The sequence below is a fragment of the Rhodoblastus sphagnicola genome, assembly GCF_002937075.1.
Taxonomy (GTDB): domain Bacteria; phylum Pseudomonadota; class Alphaproteobacteria; order Rhizobiales; family Beijerinckiaceae; genus Rhodoblastus; species Rhodoblastus sphagnicola.
The window spans coordinates 1-17067 of the sequence record NZ_NHSJ01000106.1 but is presented as its reverse complement, the minus strand read 5'-3'; the positions used below and the strand labels follow the sequence as shown (position 1 = coordinate 17067).

At 66.1% G+C, this 17067-nt stretch carries 12 protein-coding genes; 3 read left to right on the top strand and 9 right to left on the bottom strand.

Annotated features, from left to right (window positions below; genetic code table 11):
- Positions 1-18: 18 nt before the first annotated feature.
- Positions 19-702, bottom strand: a complete 684-nt coding sequence (locus CCR94_RS25535) for a hypothetical protein (RefSeq protein WP_184421539.1) — start codon at positions 700-702, stop codon at positions 19-21.
- Positions 699-884, bottom strand: a complete 186-nt coding sequence (locus CCR94_RS17305; RefSeq protein WP_104509095.1) for a CsbD family protein — start codon at positions 882-884, stop codon at positions 699-701. The genes CCR94_RS25535 and CCR94_RS17305 overlap by 4 nt, the downstream gene beginning before the upstream one ends.
- Before the next feature lie 129 nt (positions 885-1013).
- On the opposite strand from CCR94_RS17305, the gene CCR94_RS24670 reads away from it, so the two are divergent.
- Complete coding sequence (locus tag CCR94_RS24670; RefSeq protein ID WP_146090073.1) at positions 1014-1205, top strand: hypothetical protein; 192 nt, start codon at positions 1014-1016, stop codon at positions 1203-1205.
- Between the two features lie 20 nt (positions 1206-1225).
- Positions 1226-1666, top strand: a complete 441-nt coding sequence (locus CCR94_RS17300; protein WP_104509094.1) for a MaoC family dehydratase — start codon at positions 1226-1228, stop codon at positions 1664-1666.
- 82 nt (positions 1667-1748) lie between these two features.
- On the opposite strand, the gene CCR94_RS17295 is transcribed toward CCR94_RS17300, so the two are convergent.
- The 6 genes from CCR94_RS17295 to CCR94_RS17280 all read right to left on the bottom strand — a co-directional run bounded on the left by CCR94_RS17295 (position 1749) and on the right by CCR94_RS17280 (position 15237).
- Positions 1749-2678: an alpha/beta fold hydrolase gene (locus CCR94_RS17295; RefSeq protein WP_206605854.1), complete on the bottom strand. Its 930-nt coding sequence runs from the start codon at positions 2676-2678 to the stop codon at positions 1749-1751.
- Between the two features lie 112 nt (positions 2679-2790).
- Positions 2791-4872 (bottom strand): ABC transporter permease, encoded by a 2082-nt coding sequence (locus tag CCR94_RS17290; protein ID WP_170068955.1) that lies wholly within the window; start codon positions 4870-4872, stop codon positions 2791-2793.
- On the bottom strand, positions 4869-6062 hold the full coding sequence (locus tag CCR94_RS17285; protein WP_104509092.1) for an efflux RND transporter periplasmic adaptor subunit: 1194 nt from the start codon (positions 6060-6062) through the stop codon (positions 4869-4871). Before CCR94_RS17285 ends, CCR94_RS17290 begins: the two co-directional genes overlap by 4 nt.
- Entirely contained in the window at positions 6059-6232 is a 174-nt protein-coding gene (locus CCR94_RS25720) for a hypothetical protein (protein ID WP_184421522.1), read from the bottom strand. The genes CCR94_RS17285 and CCR94_RS25720 overlap by 4 nt, the downstream gene beginning before the upstream one ends.
- Before the next feature lie 41 nt (positions 6233-6273).
- On the bottom strand, positions 6274-6486 hold the full coding sequence (locus tag CCR94_RS24665) for a hypothetical protein (protein ID WP_146090072.1): 213 nt from the start codon (positions 6484-6486) through the stop codon (positions 6274-6276).
- A gap of 132 nt (positions 6487-6618) precedes the next feature.
- The gene (locus tag CCR94_RS17280) at positions 6619-15237 is read right to left on the bottom strand and encodes a glycoside hydrolase family 94 protein (protein WP_104509135.1); all 8619 of its coding nucleotides are present in this window, start codon (positions 15235-15237) and stop codon (positions 6619-6621) included.
- A gap of 358 nt (positions 15238-15595) precedes the next feature.
- Between CCR94_RS17280 and CCR94_RS17275 the strand changes: the two genes are divergently transcribed.
- Positions 15596-16243, top strand: coding sequence for a BON domain-containing protein (locus CCR94_RS17275; RefSeq protein WP_104509091.1), 648 nt, complete (start codon positions 15596-15598; stop codon positions 16241-16243).
- A 72-nt stretch (positions 16244-16315) separates the two neighbouring features.
- Here CCR94_RS17275 and CCR94_RS17270 read toward each other — a convergent pair.
- The coding region (locus CCR94_RS17270) for a S16 family serine protease (protein ID WP_275112823.1) at positions 16316-17067 on the bottom strand (752 nt) is incomplete at its 5' end.

Genomic DNA, 17067 nt, shown 5'->3' with positions numbered 1-17067 from the left:
GCGCCGGATTTTGCAGGCTCACGAATTTCGGGGCGACGCATCGTCGAGCGGAGCGACGTCAGGCGAAGCGCTCGGGGCGTTCGGGTGATGTCGTTTGATCCACCAGACACTTCCGGCAACCGCAATGATGATGCATACCACGGTCGTCAACAACAGCGGCGATTGATTGAGCCATCCCACGCCGGGCACAGCCAGGAACAGAAGCGCGCCGACCCCGGAGATTTTCCAGACTCGCGCCTGCACGCCCGCGACGAACGTTCCGAGCGCAAGCAATGTCATCATGGCGAGCGATAACGAATTCAGGCTCATGACACCCTGTATGCTGTCGCTATAGAGCAAATAGATGCACATCAGCAGCGCGCACCAGATCGCCGCGATCCGGCCAGCCAACCCTATGCGTTCGCTGCGCGTAGGGAAATGTCTCCATCCCTCCGCGATCGAGATCAGGCCAAATATCGGCGTCAGAATGACCCAATAACCGACGGAAAGCCGCAACATGACGCCGACAAGCGCCATCAACAGCATGGCGATGAACAGAATGTTGTTCAAGAACCACGGCGATGCGACGGATGACGTCAACCCTGGACCGTCCGTCGGGTTGACAGCAAGCGGGTCGAAGGCGTCGTCCTCGACCGATATTTTGTGCGCTTCCGTTTCGGAAGAGGGGGCGAGCCGAAGCCAAAGGCGCTGAAGGGTATTCATGGCGCCAAATCCTCGCGCGCCAAATCCCGGTCGCCGCCGGCGCTGTTCTGCTTCACGCCGGCGTTGCGCGCCTTCACGCCATCGGCCAGAAATTCTCGACGTCCAGCCAGACTCCCGACTTGCGCCATCGCGGCGCCTCTCACTTTATGGCCGAATCCTTCGATGCGTGTGTCGGTGGTCATGACCCAAACCCTCCAGACCGTTTCCGGCGGCCAAAAATAGCGGCTTCCCGGGGCCGATACAGGCACGGAATCTACTCAGGCGGCGCACTGCGCCGCGCGACGCCAACGGACCTGGAGCGCGGCGATGCGTTGCGTATCGACTCAACGACCTGCATGTGTCAGCTTGCCTGCATTCCGAACCGGCCTTTCCGCCTCGCGACGGCGCGCGATCGCGTCCTTTCCGGGCGCTTGGCGCGGCTGTTCCGCGAGATGACTGGAACGCGCCGGCTCGACGCCCCGGCGGATTTCCCCGACGAGATCATCGCCGCCAATGTGGCCTGATTTGACGAAGGAAACCCAAAATGTTCACCGCCCCCAGACCCGTTCCCGCCTCCGATTTCTTCGTCGGCCAGAGCTGCGTCTCCCACCAACTCATCGATGACGCGCTGGTGCGCGGCTATGCCGACCTGACCGGCGATCACAACAAGATTCACGTCGACGACGCCTTCGCCAAGAACACCAAGTTTGGCCGGCGCATCGCTCATGGCGGCATCCTGTTCGGCATGATTTCCAAAATGCTCGGCGAGCAGATGCCGGGCCTTGGCACGGTCTACCTGAGCCAGTTGGTGAATTTTCACGCGCCGGTCTTCATCGACGACACCGTCACGCTGGTCGCGACGATCACCGCGCTGCTGCCGAAGCATGTCGCCAAGATCACCACGATCATAACGAAACAGACCGGAGAAATCGTCGCGGACGGCGTCAGCACGGTCAAGCTGCCGGGTTGGCTGACGCCGGCCTGATACGCCGGCTCCTTGGCGACTCCGATGCGCGCAAACGGGGCAGGGCGCCTGCATCGTCGGTTCGCGCGCCGACGGTTCAAATTCAGATCGACCGGTCCAGAAATGCGCGCACGGGAGCGAGCGACTGAACCGGCGCCTCTTCCTGCGGAAGATGGCCGAGATCGGGGAAAACAACGCTGCGGCCGCCAGGAATGAGAGCGAGATAATGGCTTAGATTGCCGATTGGAATCAGCATGTCTTTGTCGCCCCAGACCAGCAGGGTCGGAGCCTTGATGGCGGCCAGCAAGGCGTCAGGACGTTCAACGTCAATCTGCTCCATGCGCGCGAGGGTGGCGCCGCGATTGCCGGGCGCGCGCATCATGTCCCGGTAGCGCTCGATCATGGCGTTGGTCAGCGCGGCGGGATCGCCAAAGGCGGCGGCAAGGATCCTGCGCACCAGGAAATTCGGCAGGGCATAGGGGAGAAGCCGGGCGACCAGAGGCGCCTTGTTCTTCTGGCCATAGCGAAACAGCGACGTGGCGAAGCCGTCCGGCGCCACCAGAATCAGTTTCGACACGCATCGAGGGTTTTCGGCCGCGAACATCCAGGCCCATTTTCCGCCCAGGGAATTGCCGATCAATGCGGCTGTTTCGACAGACAAAACCTCCATGAGCGCCGTCAACACCTGAAGGCCGCGCGCGTCCGAATAGTCGCCGGTCGGGTCCGGGCCGGTCAGACCGAACCCCGGCAGATCGAACCGGATCACCCTGTAGGCGTCGGACAGGCCGGCCGACCAGGCTTCCCAGGTGAACAGGCTCGAACCGAAGCCATGCAGCATGATGACGGCCGGTCCCGCCGCCGGGCCGGTCTCGCGGACGTGCAGACGCATCCCGCCGGCCCACACGAATTTCGAAGGCGGCGTCGCATAGTCCGCCTCAAGCTGCGCGCGCGGCTTGTCCGGCGTGTACAGCCCTGCCGCAAGCGCCATGACGCCGACAAGGCCAAACAGCAAACCGATCACGCCAAGAGTCATGCCGCGCCCCATCTCATAAGGTTTCCGCGAGATTGCTTCGCAATTCGCGAAAACAAAATCGCGCGGAAATCCTCCAGGCGGAAGGCGGATTTCCGCGCATTCGGAAATCGCATCATTCGTAGCGCAAGGCCTCGATGGGATCGAGGCTTGAGGCTTTTCGCGCGGGATAATAGCCGAAGAACACGCCGACCGCCGCCGAAAACAGGAAGCCGCCAGCCACCGCCGTCAGCGACAACGGCGCTCCCCAGCCGAAGCCGAGCGAAATGATTTCGGCGATGGCCACCCCCGCGACAATGCCGGCGAGGCCGCCGCTGACCGACAGAATGATGGCCTCGGTGAGGAATTGCAGCAGCACATGCAGCCGGCGCGCGCCGATCGCCATGCGCAGGCCGATTTCCCGCGTGCGCTCGGTCACGGACACCAGCAGGATGTTCATGATGCCAATGCCGCCGACCAGCAGCGAAATCGAGGCGACAGCGGCCAGCAGCAGCGCCATGATGCGGCTGCTGTTGGCGGCGGTCTCCGCATATTGGCTGAGGTTGCGGATGTCGAAATCCTTGACCGCGCCGGGCTTTATGCGATGACGGCGCATCAGCGTTGCGCTGGCCTGGTCGATCGCCGCGCGCACCTGCGCCGCGCTCACCGCCTGCACATAGATCTGGTTGACATAGCCGGTCAGCCGCGCCTGAAGCGCATAGGGATTGGGCGCCGGCAAATAGGACCAGTTCAGCGGCGTCTGGGTCTGACTCGGCGCCGCCGCGCCCAAAACCTTGCGCTCGGCGGTGGTGAAGGGCGTCATCACCAGATCGTCCTGATCCTGGCCGAACGAGGTCTGGCCCTTGGCGGCGAGCACGCCGACCACGCGCAGCGGCGTGTTCTTGACCTGGATGTAAGCGCCGACAGGGGTTTCGTTGGCGCCGAACAATTGGCGGGCCACGGTCTGGCCGATGATCGCCACCAGTTCGGCCCCGACCGAGTCCTCGGCGGTGAAGGCGCGTCCGGCGGCGATGCGCCAATTGGTGATCGGCGGATAATTGAGGCTGACGCCCTGAATGGTGGTGGTCCAGTCCTGATTGGCGTATTGCGCCTGACCCTGCTGGCGGATGAGATAGCCGACCTGGGCGACGGCGGCGTCCTCGCGGCGGATGGCCGCCGCATCCGCGAGCGTCAAGGTGCTGGCGCTGCCGGCGCCGCCGCGCATGCCGCCGCGATGGGCCGCGCCGGGCAGGATCACCACGACATTGGCGCCAAGGCCCTCGATCTGCTTGCGCACGGCCTCATTGGCGCCGTCGCCGACCGCGACCATGACAATCAGGGCGGCCACGCCGATGAAGACGCCGAGCATGGTCAGCGACGAGCGCATCTTGTTGCGGCCGATGGCCTGCACGGCGGCGGCGACGATCATCAGGCCGAACGACCAGAAGCCGCCGACGGTGGGCCGGTTCGACGGCGGCGGCGCCTTCGCGACAACATTGGGCGCGCGCGTCGGGCGGGTGCGCGCGTCGGAGATGATTTCGCCGTCGCGCATGGTCAGCAGACGGTCGGCATAGGCGGCTATGTCGGATTCATGGGTGACGAGAACTATGGTCACGCCCTGGTCGCGGTTCAACTGCGTCAAGGTCTCCATGATCTCGTGCGAGGTTTTGGTGTCGAGATTGCCGGTGGGCTCGTCGGCCAGCAGCAGGCTGGGCGCGTTGATCAGGGCGCGGGCGATGGCGACGCGCTGCTGCTGCCCGCCGGAGAGCTGGTTCGGCATATTGGCTTCGCGTGCGCCAAGCCCCAGGAATTCCAGCGATTTTTGCGCCCGCGCCCGCCGCGTCGCGCCATCGACCGGGCCAGCCGCCGCGTAGTAAAGCGGCAGCCCGACATTCTCCAGCGCGCTGGTGCGCGCCAGCAGATTGAAGCTCTGGAACACGAAGCCGAGCCTTTCGCTGCGGATGCGCGCCAGTTCGGGTTCGTCGAGTCCGGCGACATCGACGCCGTCGAGAAGATAAGCGCCGCTGGTGGGGCGGTCGAGGCAACCGAGAATCGCCATCAGCGTCGATTTGCCGGAGCCCGAAGACCCCATGATGGCCAAGAATTCGCCGCGCGCGATGGTCAAGGTGGCGGCGCGCAGGGCGCGCACCTCCAAGTCGCCGACGACAAACGTCCGCGTCACCGCTTCAAGCTTGATGACCGGCTGCTCCAGCGTCACCGGACGGCGCTCCCCTCCGCGCCGAGCAGGATCACATCGCCCGCCTTCACATCGCCCTGAACAATTTCGGTGAAATTGTCGTCGTCGAGCCCGGCGACAATATCGATGGCGACGGGTTTTTCGTCGCGCAGCAGCCACAGCCGCGCAAGGCCCGGTTTCAACGGCGCCGCCGCGTCCACGTTCGCGGGCGTAAAACGCAAGGCCTGGTTGGGCGCGCGCAGCACGTTCGTGCGTTGGTCGGTGATGATCCGGGTCGAAGCGGTCATGCCCGGCTTGAGCGCCAGATCGGTGTTGGCGACGCTGACCACGGCGTCATAGGTGACGACATTCTGCACCGTCTGCGGCGATTGGCGCACTTGGGTGACGGTGCCCGAAAACAGGCGGGTCGGAAAGGCGTCCACCGTAAAGCTGGCCTTGTCGCCCTGCTTGACCTCGCCAATGTCGCTCTCGCTGACATTGGTGTCGACCTGCATGCGGGTGAGATCGGTGGCGATCAGGAACAGGGTCGGCGTGTTCAGGCTCGACGCCAGCGTCTGGCCCTGGGTGACATTGCGCGAGACCACCGTCCCATTCACCGGGGAGGTGATGTTGGTATAGTCGAGATCGACTTGCGCCGCCGCCAGCAGGGCCTGGCGCTGGTCGATGGTGGCGAGATCGAAACCGATCTGCGCCTCTGCCTGATCGAGATTGCTTTTCGACAGGTCGGCGGCGTCGCGGGCGACGGATTTCTGCTGGAGCAACAAGCGATTGCGCTCCCAGTTCAGCTTTGTGTAAGCCAGACCGGCCTGATCCTTGACCAGTTGCGCCTTGGCCACCGCCAGATTGGCCTTGGCCTGATCGACCAGGGCCTGATAGGGGCGCGGATCGATCCTGGCGCAGATTTGGCCGGCCTTGACCTGTGTGTTGTAGTCACAGGAAATTTGCACCAGCACGCCCGAGACATAGCTGCCGACGATGATGGTGAGTTCGGGGTTGACCGTGCCCGTCGCCGCCGCCGCGCGGGCGATATCGCCCCGCGTCGCGGGCGCGCTGAGATAATGCGGCGTTGGCGGGGCATGGAGATGGCGCCAGAGGAGGCCGGCCGCCAACAGCGCCAGCAGCGCAGCGGCGACGAGTCCGGCGCGCTTGCCGGCAAGACTCGTCCTCCCGGCCTTGGCCTCGGCCTTCGGCGCAAGCCCGACGACCGTCATAGCGGCTGGACCTGATGGGTCACGGATTCAAAGAGCATGGCTTGCAGCATGGCTTGCGGGGAGAAGGAGCGAATTTCTGCTCGTGGCGCATCCTTGCCCTCGCGGATCCGCTCAAGCCTGTTGCGATCCAAGGGGATCGGAACAGGCTTGAGATCCTTATTTTGTCGCATTTTCCTAATGCGAGCCAAGTTCCGTTTCGCTTGAAGCCGCCTCAGCAGCTCAAGTGCAGCGAGGAGTCGCTACGCTCGGTCCGATAGTCCGGGGAATAGGGCTCCACGCGTTCCTCGCAATATCCGTCATTGCCGAAGGGGTCGCGGGGGATTGCAGTGTCGGCGGCAGGATCGTCTTCTGGCGCCAGATTTTCCGGAGAGGCCACTTTGGCGATGAGGTGCTTCAAACCCGTTGCGAATCGATCCCAGTGCATGCACGCCTCCTGTCTCGAATTTCAGCCACCCTAGACGGCGCCGCCGGGAAAGGGCAGGCACGGAATCTACTCACGTCAGCCGATTCAAATCAGGCGAGTCGCCTCGCGAGGACCAACGCCGTGTCGCCCGGGTCAACCCAATTGCACGTCAACGCGGCGCCGGCGCCCGTCGTCGAGCAAGGCGACCCGCAACGGGCGCTCCACGATTTCGATTCCGTCGAGGCGCGCCGAAACGACGCCCCGACACACCCCGTTCGGATTTTCGACGAAAATCGCGTAATGCGCGGACTTGTAGCGCAGGTCGGCCTCGAACCGGTCCCAGGCCTTGGGAACGCACGGATCGATCAGCAGCGTCGCGCCCCGGAAGCGAAGGCCCAGCACGCTTTCGACGCCGGCGCGTTGCAGCCAGCCGGCCGAACCGGTGTACCAGGTCCAGCCGCCGCGCCCGACATGGGGCGGCTCGGAGTAAATGTCGGCGCTGACGACATAGGGCTCGACCTTGTAGCGCTCCACCTCCGCGTCCGATAGCGCATGATTGATCGGGTTGAGCATTGAGAAAAGCGCGCCGGCCTTGTCGCCGTCGCCGAGCGCGGCGAAAGCCATCACGGACCAGGTCGCGGCATGGGTGTACTGGCCGCCGTTTTCGCGCACGCCCGGCGGATAGGCTTTGATATAGCCGGGATCGCGCGCCGGCGTGTCGAAGGGCGGGGTGAACAGCAGCGCCAATCCGTCGTCTTTCTTGATCAACTGGCGATCGAGCGCCGCCATGGCGCGGGCCGCGCGTTCGGGCGGCGCGGCGCCGGAGAGCACGGCCCAGGATTGCGCGATGGAGTCGATGCGACATTCCGCGTTTGTCTCCGACCCCAGCGGCGCGCCATCGTCGAAATAGGCCCGCTTGTACCATTCGCCGTCCCAGGCCTCGCGCTCCAGCGAGGCTTGCAGGGACAGCGCATGTTCACGCCAAGTTTTTGCGCGCGAAGTCTCGCCTCGGGCCTCAGCCAAGGGCGCGAAATTCATGAGCGTCGTGTGCAAGAACCAGGCGAGCCAGACGCTCTCGCCTTCGCCTTTTTCGCCGACGCGGTTCATGCCGTCGTTCCAGTCGCCGGTTCCCATCAGCGGCAGCCCGTGGCTTCCAAGCGCCAGACTGTGATCGAGCGCCAGCGCGCAATGCTCGAACAGCGTGGCGGCTTTGCCTGAGATCGCCGGCGTGAAGAACCGGTCGGTCTCGCCGGGTTCGAGCGGCGCGCCTTCGAGGAAGGGCAGGGATTCGTCGAGCACGGACAAGTCCTGCGTCGTCTCGACATAATGCGCGACGGCAAAGGCCAGCCAGGGCCGGTCGTCCGAGATTTTCGTGCGCACGCCCTGGCCGCTGCGCGGCAGCCACCAGTGTTGAACGTCGCCCTCCACGAACTGCCGCGCCGCCGCGCGCAAGAGATGCGCGCGCGTCAGGTCGGGCCGCGCGGCGGCGAGCGCCATGCCATCCTGCAACTGGTCGCGGAACCCATAGGCGCCGCTGGCCTGATAGAAGGCCGAGCGCGCCCAGACGCGGCAGGCGAGGGTTTGATAGAGCAGCCAGCCATTGAGCATGAGATCCATCGCGCGGTCGGGCGTCCGGACCACGACGGCGCCCAGGGTCTCGTCCCAGAAACGGGCGATATCGGCCTCGATGGCGTCGAGATCGGCGTCGCGGAATGTCCGGATCGTGGCGCGGGCCGCCTCGCGCGACTCCGCGTCGCCCAGGAAGAACACGACTTCGGCCGCGCCGTCGGGCGGCAAACTGATCCTGGCGCGCATCGCCGCGCAGGGGTCCAGCGCGGCGCCGACCGTGTTGGACAAAGTCGCCGCGCTGGCCAAGGCGGCCGGGTTCGCCAGCGTGGCGTTGCGGCCGATGAACGCGCGCCGATCGCCCGTCCATTCCGTCTGCGCGCCGCGCATGTCGGCGAAAGCCACGCGCGAGCCGAAGGTCATGTTCCATGGATTGCGCGCGAAAATGGCGCCGGTCGCGGCGTCGATCTCGGTTTCCACAAAGCCGAGCGAAGCGGATCGCGCCGCGCAGAGCGTCCATTCGACGAAGGCGGTCACGCTGATATGGCGGGTCCGGTTGGTCCGGTTGGTCAGCCGCAGCCGCGAGATCTTGATCGATCCCGCCAGCGGCGCGAATTGCAGCAAGTCGGCGGAAACGCCATGCGCCTCAAGCTCGAAGCGGCTATAGCCCCGGCCGTGGCGGGCCAGATAGGTCGCGCCATCCAGGCGAATGGGCCGCGCCGTCGGGCTCCAGACGTCGCCGCTGTCGTCATCGCGCAGATAGAAGGCCTCGCCGGGCGGGTCGCCGACAGGGTCATTGCACCAGGGCGTAAGCTGGTTCTCGCGGCTGTTGCCCGACCAGGTGTAGCCGCCGCCATCGGTCGCCGTCTGGAAGCCGAAAGCCGCATTGGCGATCACATTGATCCAGGGCGCCGGCGTCGACTGGCCCGGTCCGAGGATGGTGACATATTCGCGCCCGTCGTCGCCAAATCCCCCCAGTCCGTTGAAGAATTCGAGATCCGGCTTCGCGAAGGCGGCGTCTTGTTTGGCGAGCGCGGCGTGCGGCTTGGCAAGCGCGACGCGCGGTTTGGCGAACAGACGAATCGGCGACGCGGGGGAAGCTCTGGATTCGGCGACGCGGTCGAGTTGATCCGACAGGCTCCCCTGTTGCGCCGCCATCACGACGCGCGCGGCGGAAACAAGCAGCCTGCTCGCGTCGGCGCCGATCAGGTCGGCGCGAACAACGAACACCCGTCCCCCGAGGCGCTCGGCGCCGGGCGCGGGTCGGCGCTGGCTGGCGCGCACAAGGGTTTCGATCGCCTTTTGAAGATCTTCCGCATAGGAGGATTCGTGTTCGTTGAGGATGACAAGATCGACGGCGAGCATTTTCATCCGCCAATATTGATGGGCTTGCAGGATTTCGCGCGCGGCGGAGAGGTTCTCGATTTCGGCTATGCGCAACAGCACGATGGGCAGGTCGCCGGAAATGCCGTGAGGCCAAAGGCCCGATTGCGGGCCGGACCCCTGGCGAATGGTGTCCGACGCGGGCCGCATCGCGCGCCCCGCGAAAATGACGTGGCTCGCCAGACGTTGATAACGTCCGGCCTGGCCGGGCTTGACGCCGAGGTGATGAAGCTGGACCTGCGCCTGGGTCCAGGCGAGCGTGGTCGCCCGCGCGTAGGCGGCGGCGTCGCGATGTTTGTCGATATGATCCAGCAGCGCCTCGCGCGTCTCCGCCGCCATCGTCCAGAACGCGACGTGAACCGTGGCTCCGGGCGCGATGACAAGGCGGCGGCGCAAGGCGAAGATCGGGTCGAGCACGGTTCCGCAAGAATTGCCGAGCGGCCCCGCCGCCGCCATGGCGAGGGGCGCGCGCACGCCCTGTCCGCGACCAAGGAAGCGCGCCCGGTCGGTTTCGAACTCCGGGGCGCCCACCGCTTCGCCATTGGCGACGCTCAAATGCGCCGCCCAGATTTCCGGCTCGTCGGGCGTCCGCCTGCGCCTTGTGGCGAGGATCGCGCCGACATCGGCGAGATATTCCGTCTCGACGAAGAGTTTGGCGAAGGCGGGATGCGCCACATCCGCGCTCTGCGGGCCAAGGGCGAGTTCGCAATAGGAGGTGACCTCGATGTCGCGGCTTTGAGCGCCGGCGTTGGAGATGGAGACCCGGCGCACCTCGGAATCGTCCTCGGCCGAGACCAGCGCTTCGAGCGTGGTCGTGAGACTCCCGTCCTTGCGCGAGAACTTGACGCGATCCTCGTTGAAATCGACGCAATAGGCGTCCGGCTCGGCGCCGGTCGGTTGAAATCCCGCCGACCAGACGGCGCCGCCGCGCATGTCCCTGAGAAAGATATAGGCGCCGCTGTCGTCGCGCGTCGCATCCTCGCGCCATCGCGTGATCGCGATGTCGCCCCACCGGCTGTAGCCCGAACCCGCCGCCGTCAGCATCACGGCGTAGCGGCCATTGGAAAGAAGCTGGCTCGCGGGCGGGACTTGATGCGGCGAGGTCAGCCGGCGTCCGCCGGAGGGGTCCGCGTCGCTGGCGTGCGCGGCCGATTTGACTTCGGCCGCCCAGGGAAGCGTCGTCGCCACTTCGCGCGGCACCCGCTCCTGTAGCAGCAATTCGGTGGCCTGGATCATGGGCTCGGCGTGAAAGCGCTCGCGCATCAAGCCGCCCAGCACCGCATTGGCGATGGCGACGATGGTCATGCCCTGGTGATGCGCCATGAAGGCGCGCACAACAGCGAAGCGGGCGCCTTCGCGAACCCGCGTCGGCGTGAAATCCACCGCTTCGTAGAACCCGAAGCGGCCCCGCGCGCCCATCGCGCTCAGCCGCCCGAAATTCGCGACGGCGGCGGAGGGATCGACCATGGTCGCCAGCGCCGTCGCATAGGGCGCGATGACCTTGTTCTCCTCCAGGCCGCGCTTCAGCCCGAGGCTGGGCACGCCGAAATTGGAATATTGGTAGGTGAGGTCGAGATCGCGGGCGTTATAGGCGGATTCGGAGATTCCCCAGGGCAGGCCGAGCTTGGCGGCATAAGAGATCTGTCGGCGCACGATGAGCCGGTCGGTCTGTTCGAGCAGGCTTCCGATCGGCGCGCGCATGACGAGCGGCGGCATCAGATATTCGAACATCGAGCCGGACCAGGAGATCAGGGCGGAGCCATGCGCGACGGGCGTCGCGGCGCGTCCGAGCCGGAACCAGTGCCGGGCGGGGATGTCGCCCTTGGCGATGGCGAAGAAACTCGCGAGCCGCGCTTCGGACGCAAGCAGGTCGTAGCAACTGGCGTCCAGCGCCGCTTCCGAAATCAGATATCCGATCGACAGCAATTTTCGCTCGTGGTCGAACAGAAAGTCGAATTCCATCGCCATCGCCATGGCCCGGAACGAAGTTTCCAAGGCGACGAGGCGGGCGTGGCGCGACGAGGCGATCTCCCCGGCGAACGCAAATTCCCGCCGATGGGCTTGGATCGCGGCGAGGCTGGCTTGCGACCAATAGAGCAGATCGGCCGCGCTCGCGTCGCCGCGTTCAAGCTGGATCGCCCGCGCGAGATCGAGCAGCGCTTCGGCCTCGCCGGCGAGTTCGGGCAATTGGAGCGCCAGCGGCTTTGCGGGCGCCTCGTCAAGCCGTTTGGTCACGGCGGCGAGCGAATCTTCGAACCGACGCTGCGTCACCGTCTGGAGCGCGGGTCCAAGGCGAAGCAGGGCGGCCTGTTCGCCGGCCAGCGCCAGCGTGTCGGCGACGCCCGCCCGACACGCGTCATCGGCAATGGGCGCGCGCCGCCATTCCCGGCAGGCGTTGGCGACGGCGATGAGGTGGCCGGCCAGATTGCCGCTGTCGACCGAGGACACATATCTGGGTTCGAGCGCGGCGAGATCGGCTGTGTCGTACCAATTGTAGAAATGGCCGCGATAACGCGCCAATCGGGTCATGGACGCCAGCGTCGCCTCCAGGCGTTCGATCGCCTGGGTTGCGCCGATCCAGCCGAAGTCGCGCGCGCTGGCGATCGCGAGCAGATAAAGACCGATGTTGGTGGGCGACGTGCGATGCGCCAGCGCCGGCGCCGGATTCTCCTGGAAATTGTCCGGGGGCAGCCCGTGGTCCTCCTTGGTGACGAAGACCTCGAAGAACCGCCACGTTGCGCGCGCGATCCGCCGCAGCGCGCGCGCTTCGTCGCGCGAGGCCCTGGCGCGGCTCTCGGGCCGATGCGGCAGGCTGACATAGCGCGCCAGCACGGGCGAGAAGGCCCAAAGCGCCGCGAAAGGCGCCGCCAGCGGCCAGGCTCCGTGCGGTGAAAGCAGCGCCGCGAGCAAAGCCGCCGCGGCGACGCCCGTCGCTCCGGACATGCGCGTGAAGAACCCGCGCATGTCGAGACGCCGTCGCGCCGTGCATTGCGCCGCGGGCGTCCACTCCAGCAAGTGACGGCGATTGACGAAAAGCCGCCACAAGGTTCGCCCGATCGCATCGCCCATCAGACAGGCCTGGTCCGCGAGAAAAGCGATATTGAACGCGGACACCATGGCGGCGATGCGCAGGTCTCCGGCGAGCGACCGCAGATGGTCGGAGAGGGCGACTCCGGGGCTGCGGGACGGGATCGCCGAAATCACCGGGATAAGCGTTGGCGTGACGATGGTCGCCAGCACGAACGCCGTCCAGACGAGGGCCGGTTCAAGCGGCAGCGTCCAGGCCAGAGCCAGGGCGAGCGCGCCGGTTGGCGCGGAAAGCGTGCGCCGCAGATTGTCGATCATCTTCCATCGGCCGACCTGGGGAATATCGCGCGCGAGGCCTTGCGCCGAGTCGCCCTTGGGCGCGAAGCCGAGAATCCAGGGCAGCAATTGCCAGTCGCCGCGCGCCCAGCGGTGATGCCGCAGCGCGCCGACGTCGTAGCGCGTGGGAAACTGCTCGACGACTTCGACATCCGAGGCGAAGCCCGCCCGCGCGAAAGTCCCCTCGAACAAATCATGGCTGAGCAGGGTGGACTCGGGCGCCCGGCCGGCGAGCGCGGTCTCGAACACATCGAGGTCGTAGATGCCCTTGCCCGCATAGGAGCCTTCGCCGAGCATGTCCTGATAGACGTCCGAAACCGCCGCCGCATAGGGGTCGATGCCGCTCGCGCTCGAAAACAGGCGCTGATAGAGCGAGCCTTCGTCGCCAACGGGAAGCGAGGGCGTGACCCTGGGCTGAAGGATGCCATAGCCCTCCACCACCCGGCCCAGCGCGGCGTCGAGCCGGGGCCGGTTGAGCGGATGCGCCATCTTGCCGATCAGCTTGCGCACGGAATCGCGCGGCAGCCGCGTGTCCGAGTCCAGCGTGACGATATATTTGACATTTTCCGGAAGGATCGAACCGGCGCCGCCGTCGCGGGCGATGAAGGTGGTGTCGGTCGCGCCGCGCAGCAGCCGGTTCAACTCGTGGAGCTTGCCGCGCTTGCGCTCCCAGCCGATCCAGCGCCGCTCGCTTTCATTCCACACGCGCCGGCGGTGCAGCAGCAGGAAGCGCGGGCCGGCGGGCGCCGGGCCATAGCGTCGATTGAGGGCGTCGATGCCGTCGCGGGCGCAAGCGACCAAGTCCGCGTCGCCCTCCGCGCGCTCCGTGTCGGCGTCGACCCAGTCCGACAGCAGGGCGAAATGCAGGTCGCCCTCGGGACTGGCGAGATGATGGATTTCGAGCCGCTCCACCTGTTCGGCAATGTCTTCGCGCGTCGTCAGCAGCGTCGGCACGGCGACAAGCGTGCGCAGCGCCGGGGGCACGCCGTCGCGAAGCTCCATGCCCGGCAGGGGCGTCGCGCGGAGGAAAAACGCGATGGCCCGGTTGATCAGCGCCACGCTCGCGTCAATGGCGGGAATCGCGCCAAGCGCCGCCAACAGGCCGAGTTGGGCGAAGCCGACGCCCAGCCTGGACAGGGCGAGCATCGGCGCCGCGAGCAGACCGGCCGACACGATCACGATGGCGGCGGCATAGGCGTCGAAACCAAGCTTGGCGGTGAGCTGCGCGGGCCAGAGCCGACTGTTGCGAAACCCGATCGCGCGCTCGAACGCCGGTCGCCCGCCGGCAAGCAGGGAGTAACCGGGATCGCCACGCCGCATCTGTTCCAATTCAGCGAGCTCCGGCCGGGCTTTGCGCGCCTCGGCCGCCGCGAGGAGCGCGATGTCCAGTTCGCTGTGGTCGGACCCTCGCGCCAGTTCCTCGACGGCGGCGCGGTAAAGGGTGCGGGTCGCGAAATCCATGTCCGTGAAGGCGCCATTGAGCGCTAGGGCGCCATCGACCAGGCAAAAGCGCTCGAACAATTCCTTCCAGTCAACCTCGGAGATGACTCGCAGGCTCATCACGATGTTGCGCATGGTGACGTTCGCGGCGCCCTGGTTGCGGTGGACCGCGCGCACGACCGAATCCGCGGTGTGGTTCTGTTGCGACAGGCGCGCATCGAGCCAGGTCAGCGCGGGCGTGAATTTCGGGTCCTGGTCGCGCAGCCGATGGACGAGCTGGACGGCGAAGGCTTCTTCAAGCGGTTGGGCGTCGCGCCCGGCGAAAACAATCGAGGCCGGCTCGGCGGCTTGCTCGCGCACGCCGAGCAGGCGATCGGCGGCGGCGTCCGCGTCGCGCCGCGCGCTCCGGTCAACGGTGACCTCTTGCGCGAGACGCCTCAGATTCTCGATCAACACGATCTGCAATGTGATGGAAACGGCCCAGAGTTCGCCGATGGTGAGAGGTTGGACCGACTGATAGGCGTTGATGGCGCTGGTGAGGATTTCGGCGTCGAAACAACTGTCGGTATGGGCGACAAAGGCGCAGACTATGCCGAAGACGCGGGGGTAGCCGGCGAAGGGGCCGGTGATAAGCTTGGGAAGCTGGCGATAATAGCCGGGCGGCAATTCCATCTGGATCTGATGGATCTGCTTTTCCACCAGATGATAATTGTCGACGAGCCATTCCGCCGCCGGCGTGATCGCGCGCCCGCCGTTGATCTCCTTCACGATCAATTGATAGGTCGCCAACAAGACGGCGCCGTTGTCGGCCAGTCGCGGGGCCAGTGGCCGGCCCCGCGCTGTCCGGGAAGCGACGGGCTGCGCGAGCGCAAGACTGCGGACATGCGATTCAAGGCGTTCGACGCTGAACAATTCCTCGCGGATCGGCGACTTCGAATCCCATGGCGAGGTTTTCCTCGAAAAGCGTGGGAAGCGGCGTGGCGTCGCCGCGAACTCGTCCTTCAACGCTGAAAGTGACATCATTGCTCTCCCGCGGGATGGTCTCGGACCGCGAGCCGGGAACGGCCGGGAGCCTGTTTGTGCTTAGGCGGGTTGCGCAAGCCGGGGCAGCCTCGGAAAACACCTACGGGCGAGGAGAAAAAGGCGATTCATTTGGAGCGCATATCCCGGCGCGCGCCACGCGCCAACGCGCCCGATTTGCTCAAGGATTGAGGCGGCGCTCGCGCTTTCGACCTGTGCGAAACAGCGACCGCCGCCGATGGGCGCGGGCCGATGTGGGTACATTCCGATCCTGTCGGCGCGCTGGCCCGGCTTCTATCCAAGCCGGGTCATGAAGTGATGTCCCGTCACCGCTCTGATCGCGCTTCTGGAGAAAGTCATGTCCGACGACAAGGAGTTGAAACAGGCCGTGCTCGACGAATTGGCCTGGGAGCCGAGCGTCAACGCCGCGCACATCGGCGTGACGGCGAGAGACGGCATCGTGACCCTCATGGGCCATGTCCCGACCTTCGCCGAGAAATACGCGGCCGAGAAGGCGGCGCGGCGAGTCCATGGCGTCAAGGCGGTCGCCGAGGAGATCGAGGTGCGACTGCCCTCTGACGTGATACATGGCGACGAGGAAATCGCCGCCGCCGCCGTCGATCGCATGAAATGGAGCACGACCATTCCCGCCAACGCCGTGAAGGTGAATGTGGAAAAGGGCTGGATCACTTTGAGCGGCGTCGTCGAATGGCGTTACCAGCAGGAAGCGGCGCTCAACGATGTGCGCGAGCTCTGGGGCGTCAGAGGCGTCAGCAATGACGTGGCCGTCAGGAACAAGCCCAGTGCGACGGATATCAAGGACAAGATCCTGCTGGCGCTGGACCGCTCCTGGTTCGATCCCGCGGCCATCGCCGTATCGGCCCATGACGGCAAGGTGAAGCTGACCGGGAAAGTCCATTCCTGGTCCGAGCGCGACGAGGCCGGCTCCGCCGCCTGGGCCGCGCCCGGCACGACCTTTGTCGAGAACGAACTTCTGGTCAGTTGAGCGCGCTCCGCCCGGCAGGCGGTCGCGACAGCTTGCCGGGCGATGCCGTGCCTGCGCGGCGACGGATCGGCGTCATGTGACCGGCGTCAGCGCGGCGGCGATGGCGTCATCGACGCGCTCCAGCCAGATGAACTCCAGTTTGTCGCGGGCTTCCTCGGGGATGTCGTCGTAGTCGCGGCGGTTGCGCGCCGGCAGCATGACTCTGGTCAGTCCCGCAGCGGCGGCGGCGACGACCTTTTCCTTGACGCCGCCGACCGGCAGGACCAGGCCGCGCAGGCTGATCTCCCCGGTCATGGCGGTGTCGCCGCGAACCGTGCGGTCGGTGAGCAGCGACACCAGCGCCGTGAACATGGCGACGCCCGCGCTCGGCCCATCCTTCGGCGTCGCGCCGGCGGGCACATGAATGTGGATGTCGTTCTTCTCGAACCGCGCCCCCTCGATTCCGAGCGAGGCGGCGCGGTTCTTGACGATGCTGAGCGCCGCCTGGGCGCTTTCGCGCATGACGTCGCCAAGCTGTCCGGTGAGGATGAGGCGTCCCGCGCCAGGCGTCAGCGTCGCCTCGATAAACAGAATGTCGCCGCCGACGGGAGTCCAGGCCAGCCCGGTCGCGACGCCGGGCACGCTGGTGCGCATCGCCACCTCGCTCTCGTAGCGCGGCTGTCCCAGGATTTTCGTGAGCTTGTCGCAGGTGATGTGGACAGTCTCGACGCCGCCCTCGGCGACCAGCACCGCCGCGTAGCGCAACACCCGGCCGATCTCGCGTTCGAGATTGCGCACGCCGGCCTCGCGCGTGTAATCGCGGATGATCGCGCGCAGCGCGTCTT

What these genes read in the sequence shown, in the direction of transcription:
- CCR94_RS17280 (WP_104509135.1), bottom strand. Translation starts at nt 15,237, where the DNA reads ATGTCACTTTCAGCGTTGAAGGACGAGTTCGCGGCGACGCCACGCCGC.
- CCR94_RS17295 (WP_206605854.1), bottom strand. Translation starts at nt 2,678, where the DNA reads ATGACTCTTGGCGTGATCGGTTTGCTGTTTGGCCTTGTCGGCGTCATG.
- CCR94_RS25535 (WP_184421539.1), bottom strand. Translation starts at nt 702, where the DNA reads ATGAATACCCTTCAGCGCCTTTGGCTTCGGCTCGCCCCCTCTTCCGAA.
- CCR94_RS25720 (WP_184421522.1), bottom strand. Translation starts at nt 6,232, where the DNA reads ATGCGACAAAATAAGGATCTCAAGCCTGTTCCGATCCCCTTGGATCGC.
- CCR94_RS17285 (WP_104509092.1), bottom strand. Translation starts at nt 6,062, where the DNA reads ATGACGGTCGTCGGGCTTGCGCCGAAGGCCGAGGCCAAGGCCGGGAGG.
- CCR94_RS17305 (WP_104509095.1), bottom strand. Translation starts at nt 884, where the DNA reads ATGACCACCGACACACGCATCGAAGGATTCGGCCATAAAGTGAGAGGC.
- CCR94_RS17275 (WP_104509091.1), top strand. Translation starts at nt 15,596, where the DNA reads ATGTCCGACGACAAGGAGTTGAAACAGGCCGTGCTCGACGAATTGGCC.
- CCR94_RS17300 (WP_104509094.1), top strand. Translation starts at nt 1,226, where the DNA reads ATGTTCACCGCCCCCAGACCCGTTCCCGCCTCCGATTTCTTCGTCGGC.
- CCR94_RS24665 (WP_146090072.1), bottom strand. Translation starts at nt 6,486, where the DNA reads ATGCACTGGGATCGATTCGCAACGGGTTTGAAGCACCTCATCGCCAAA.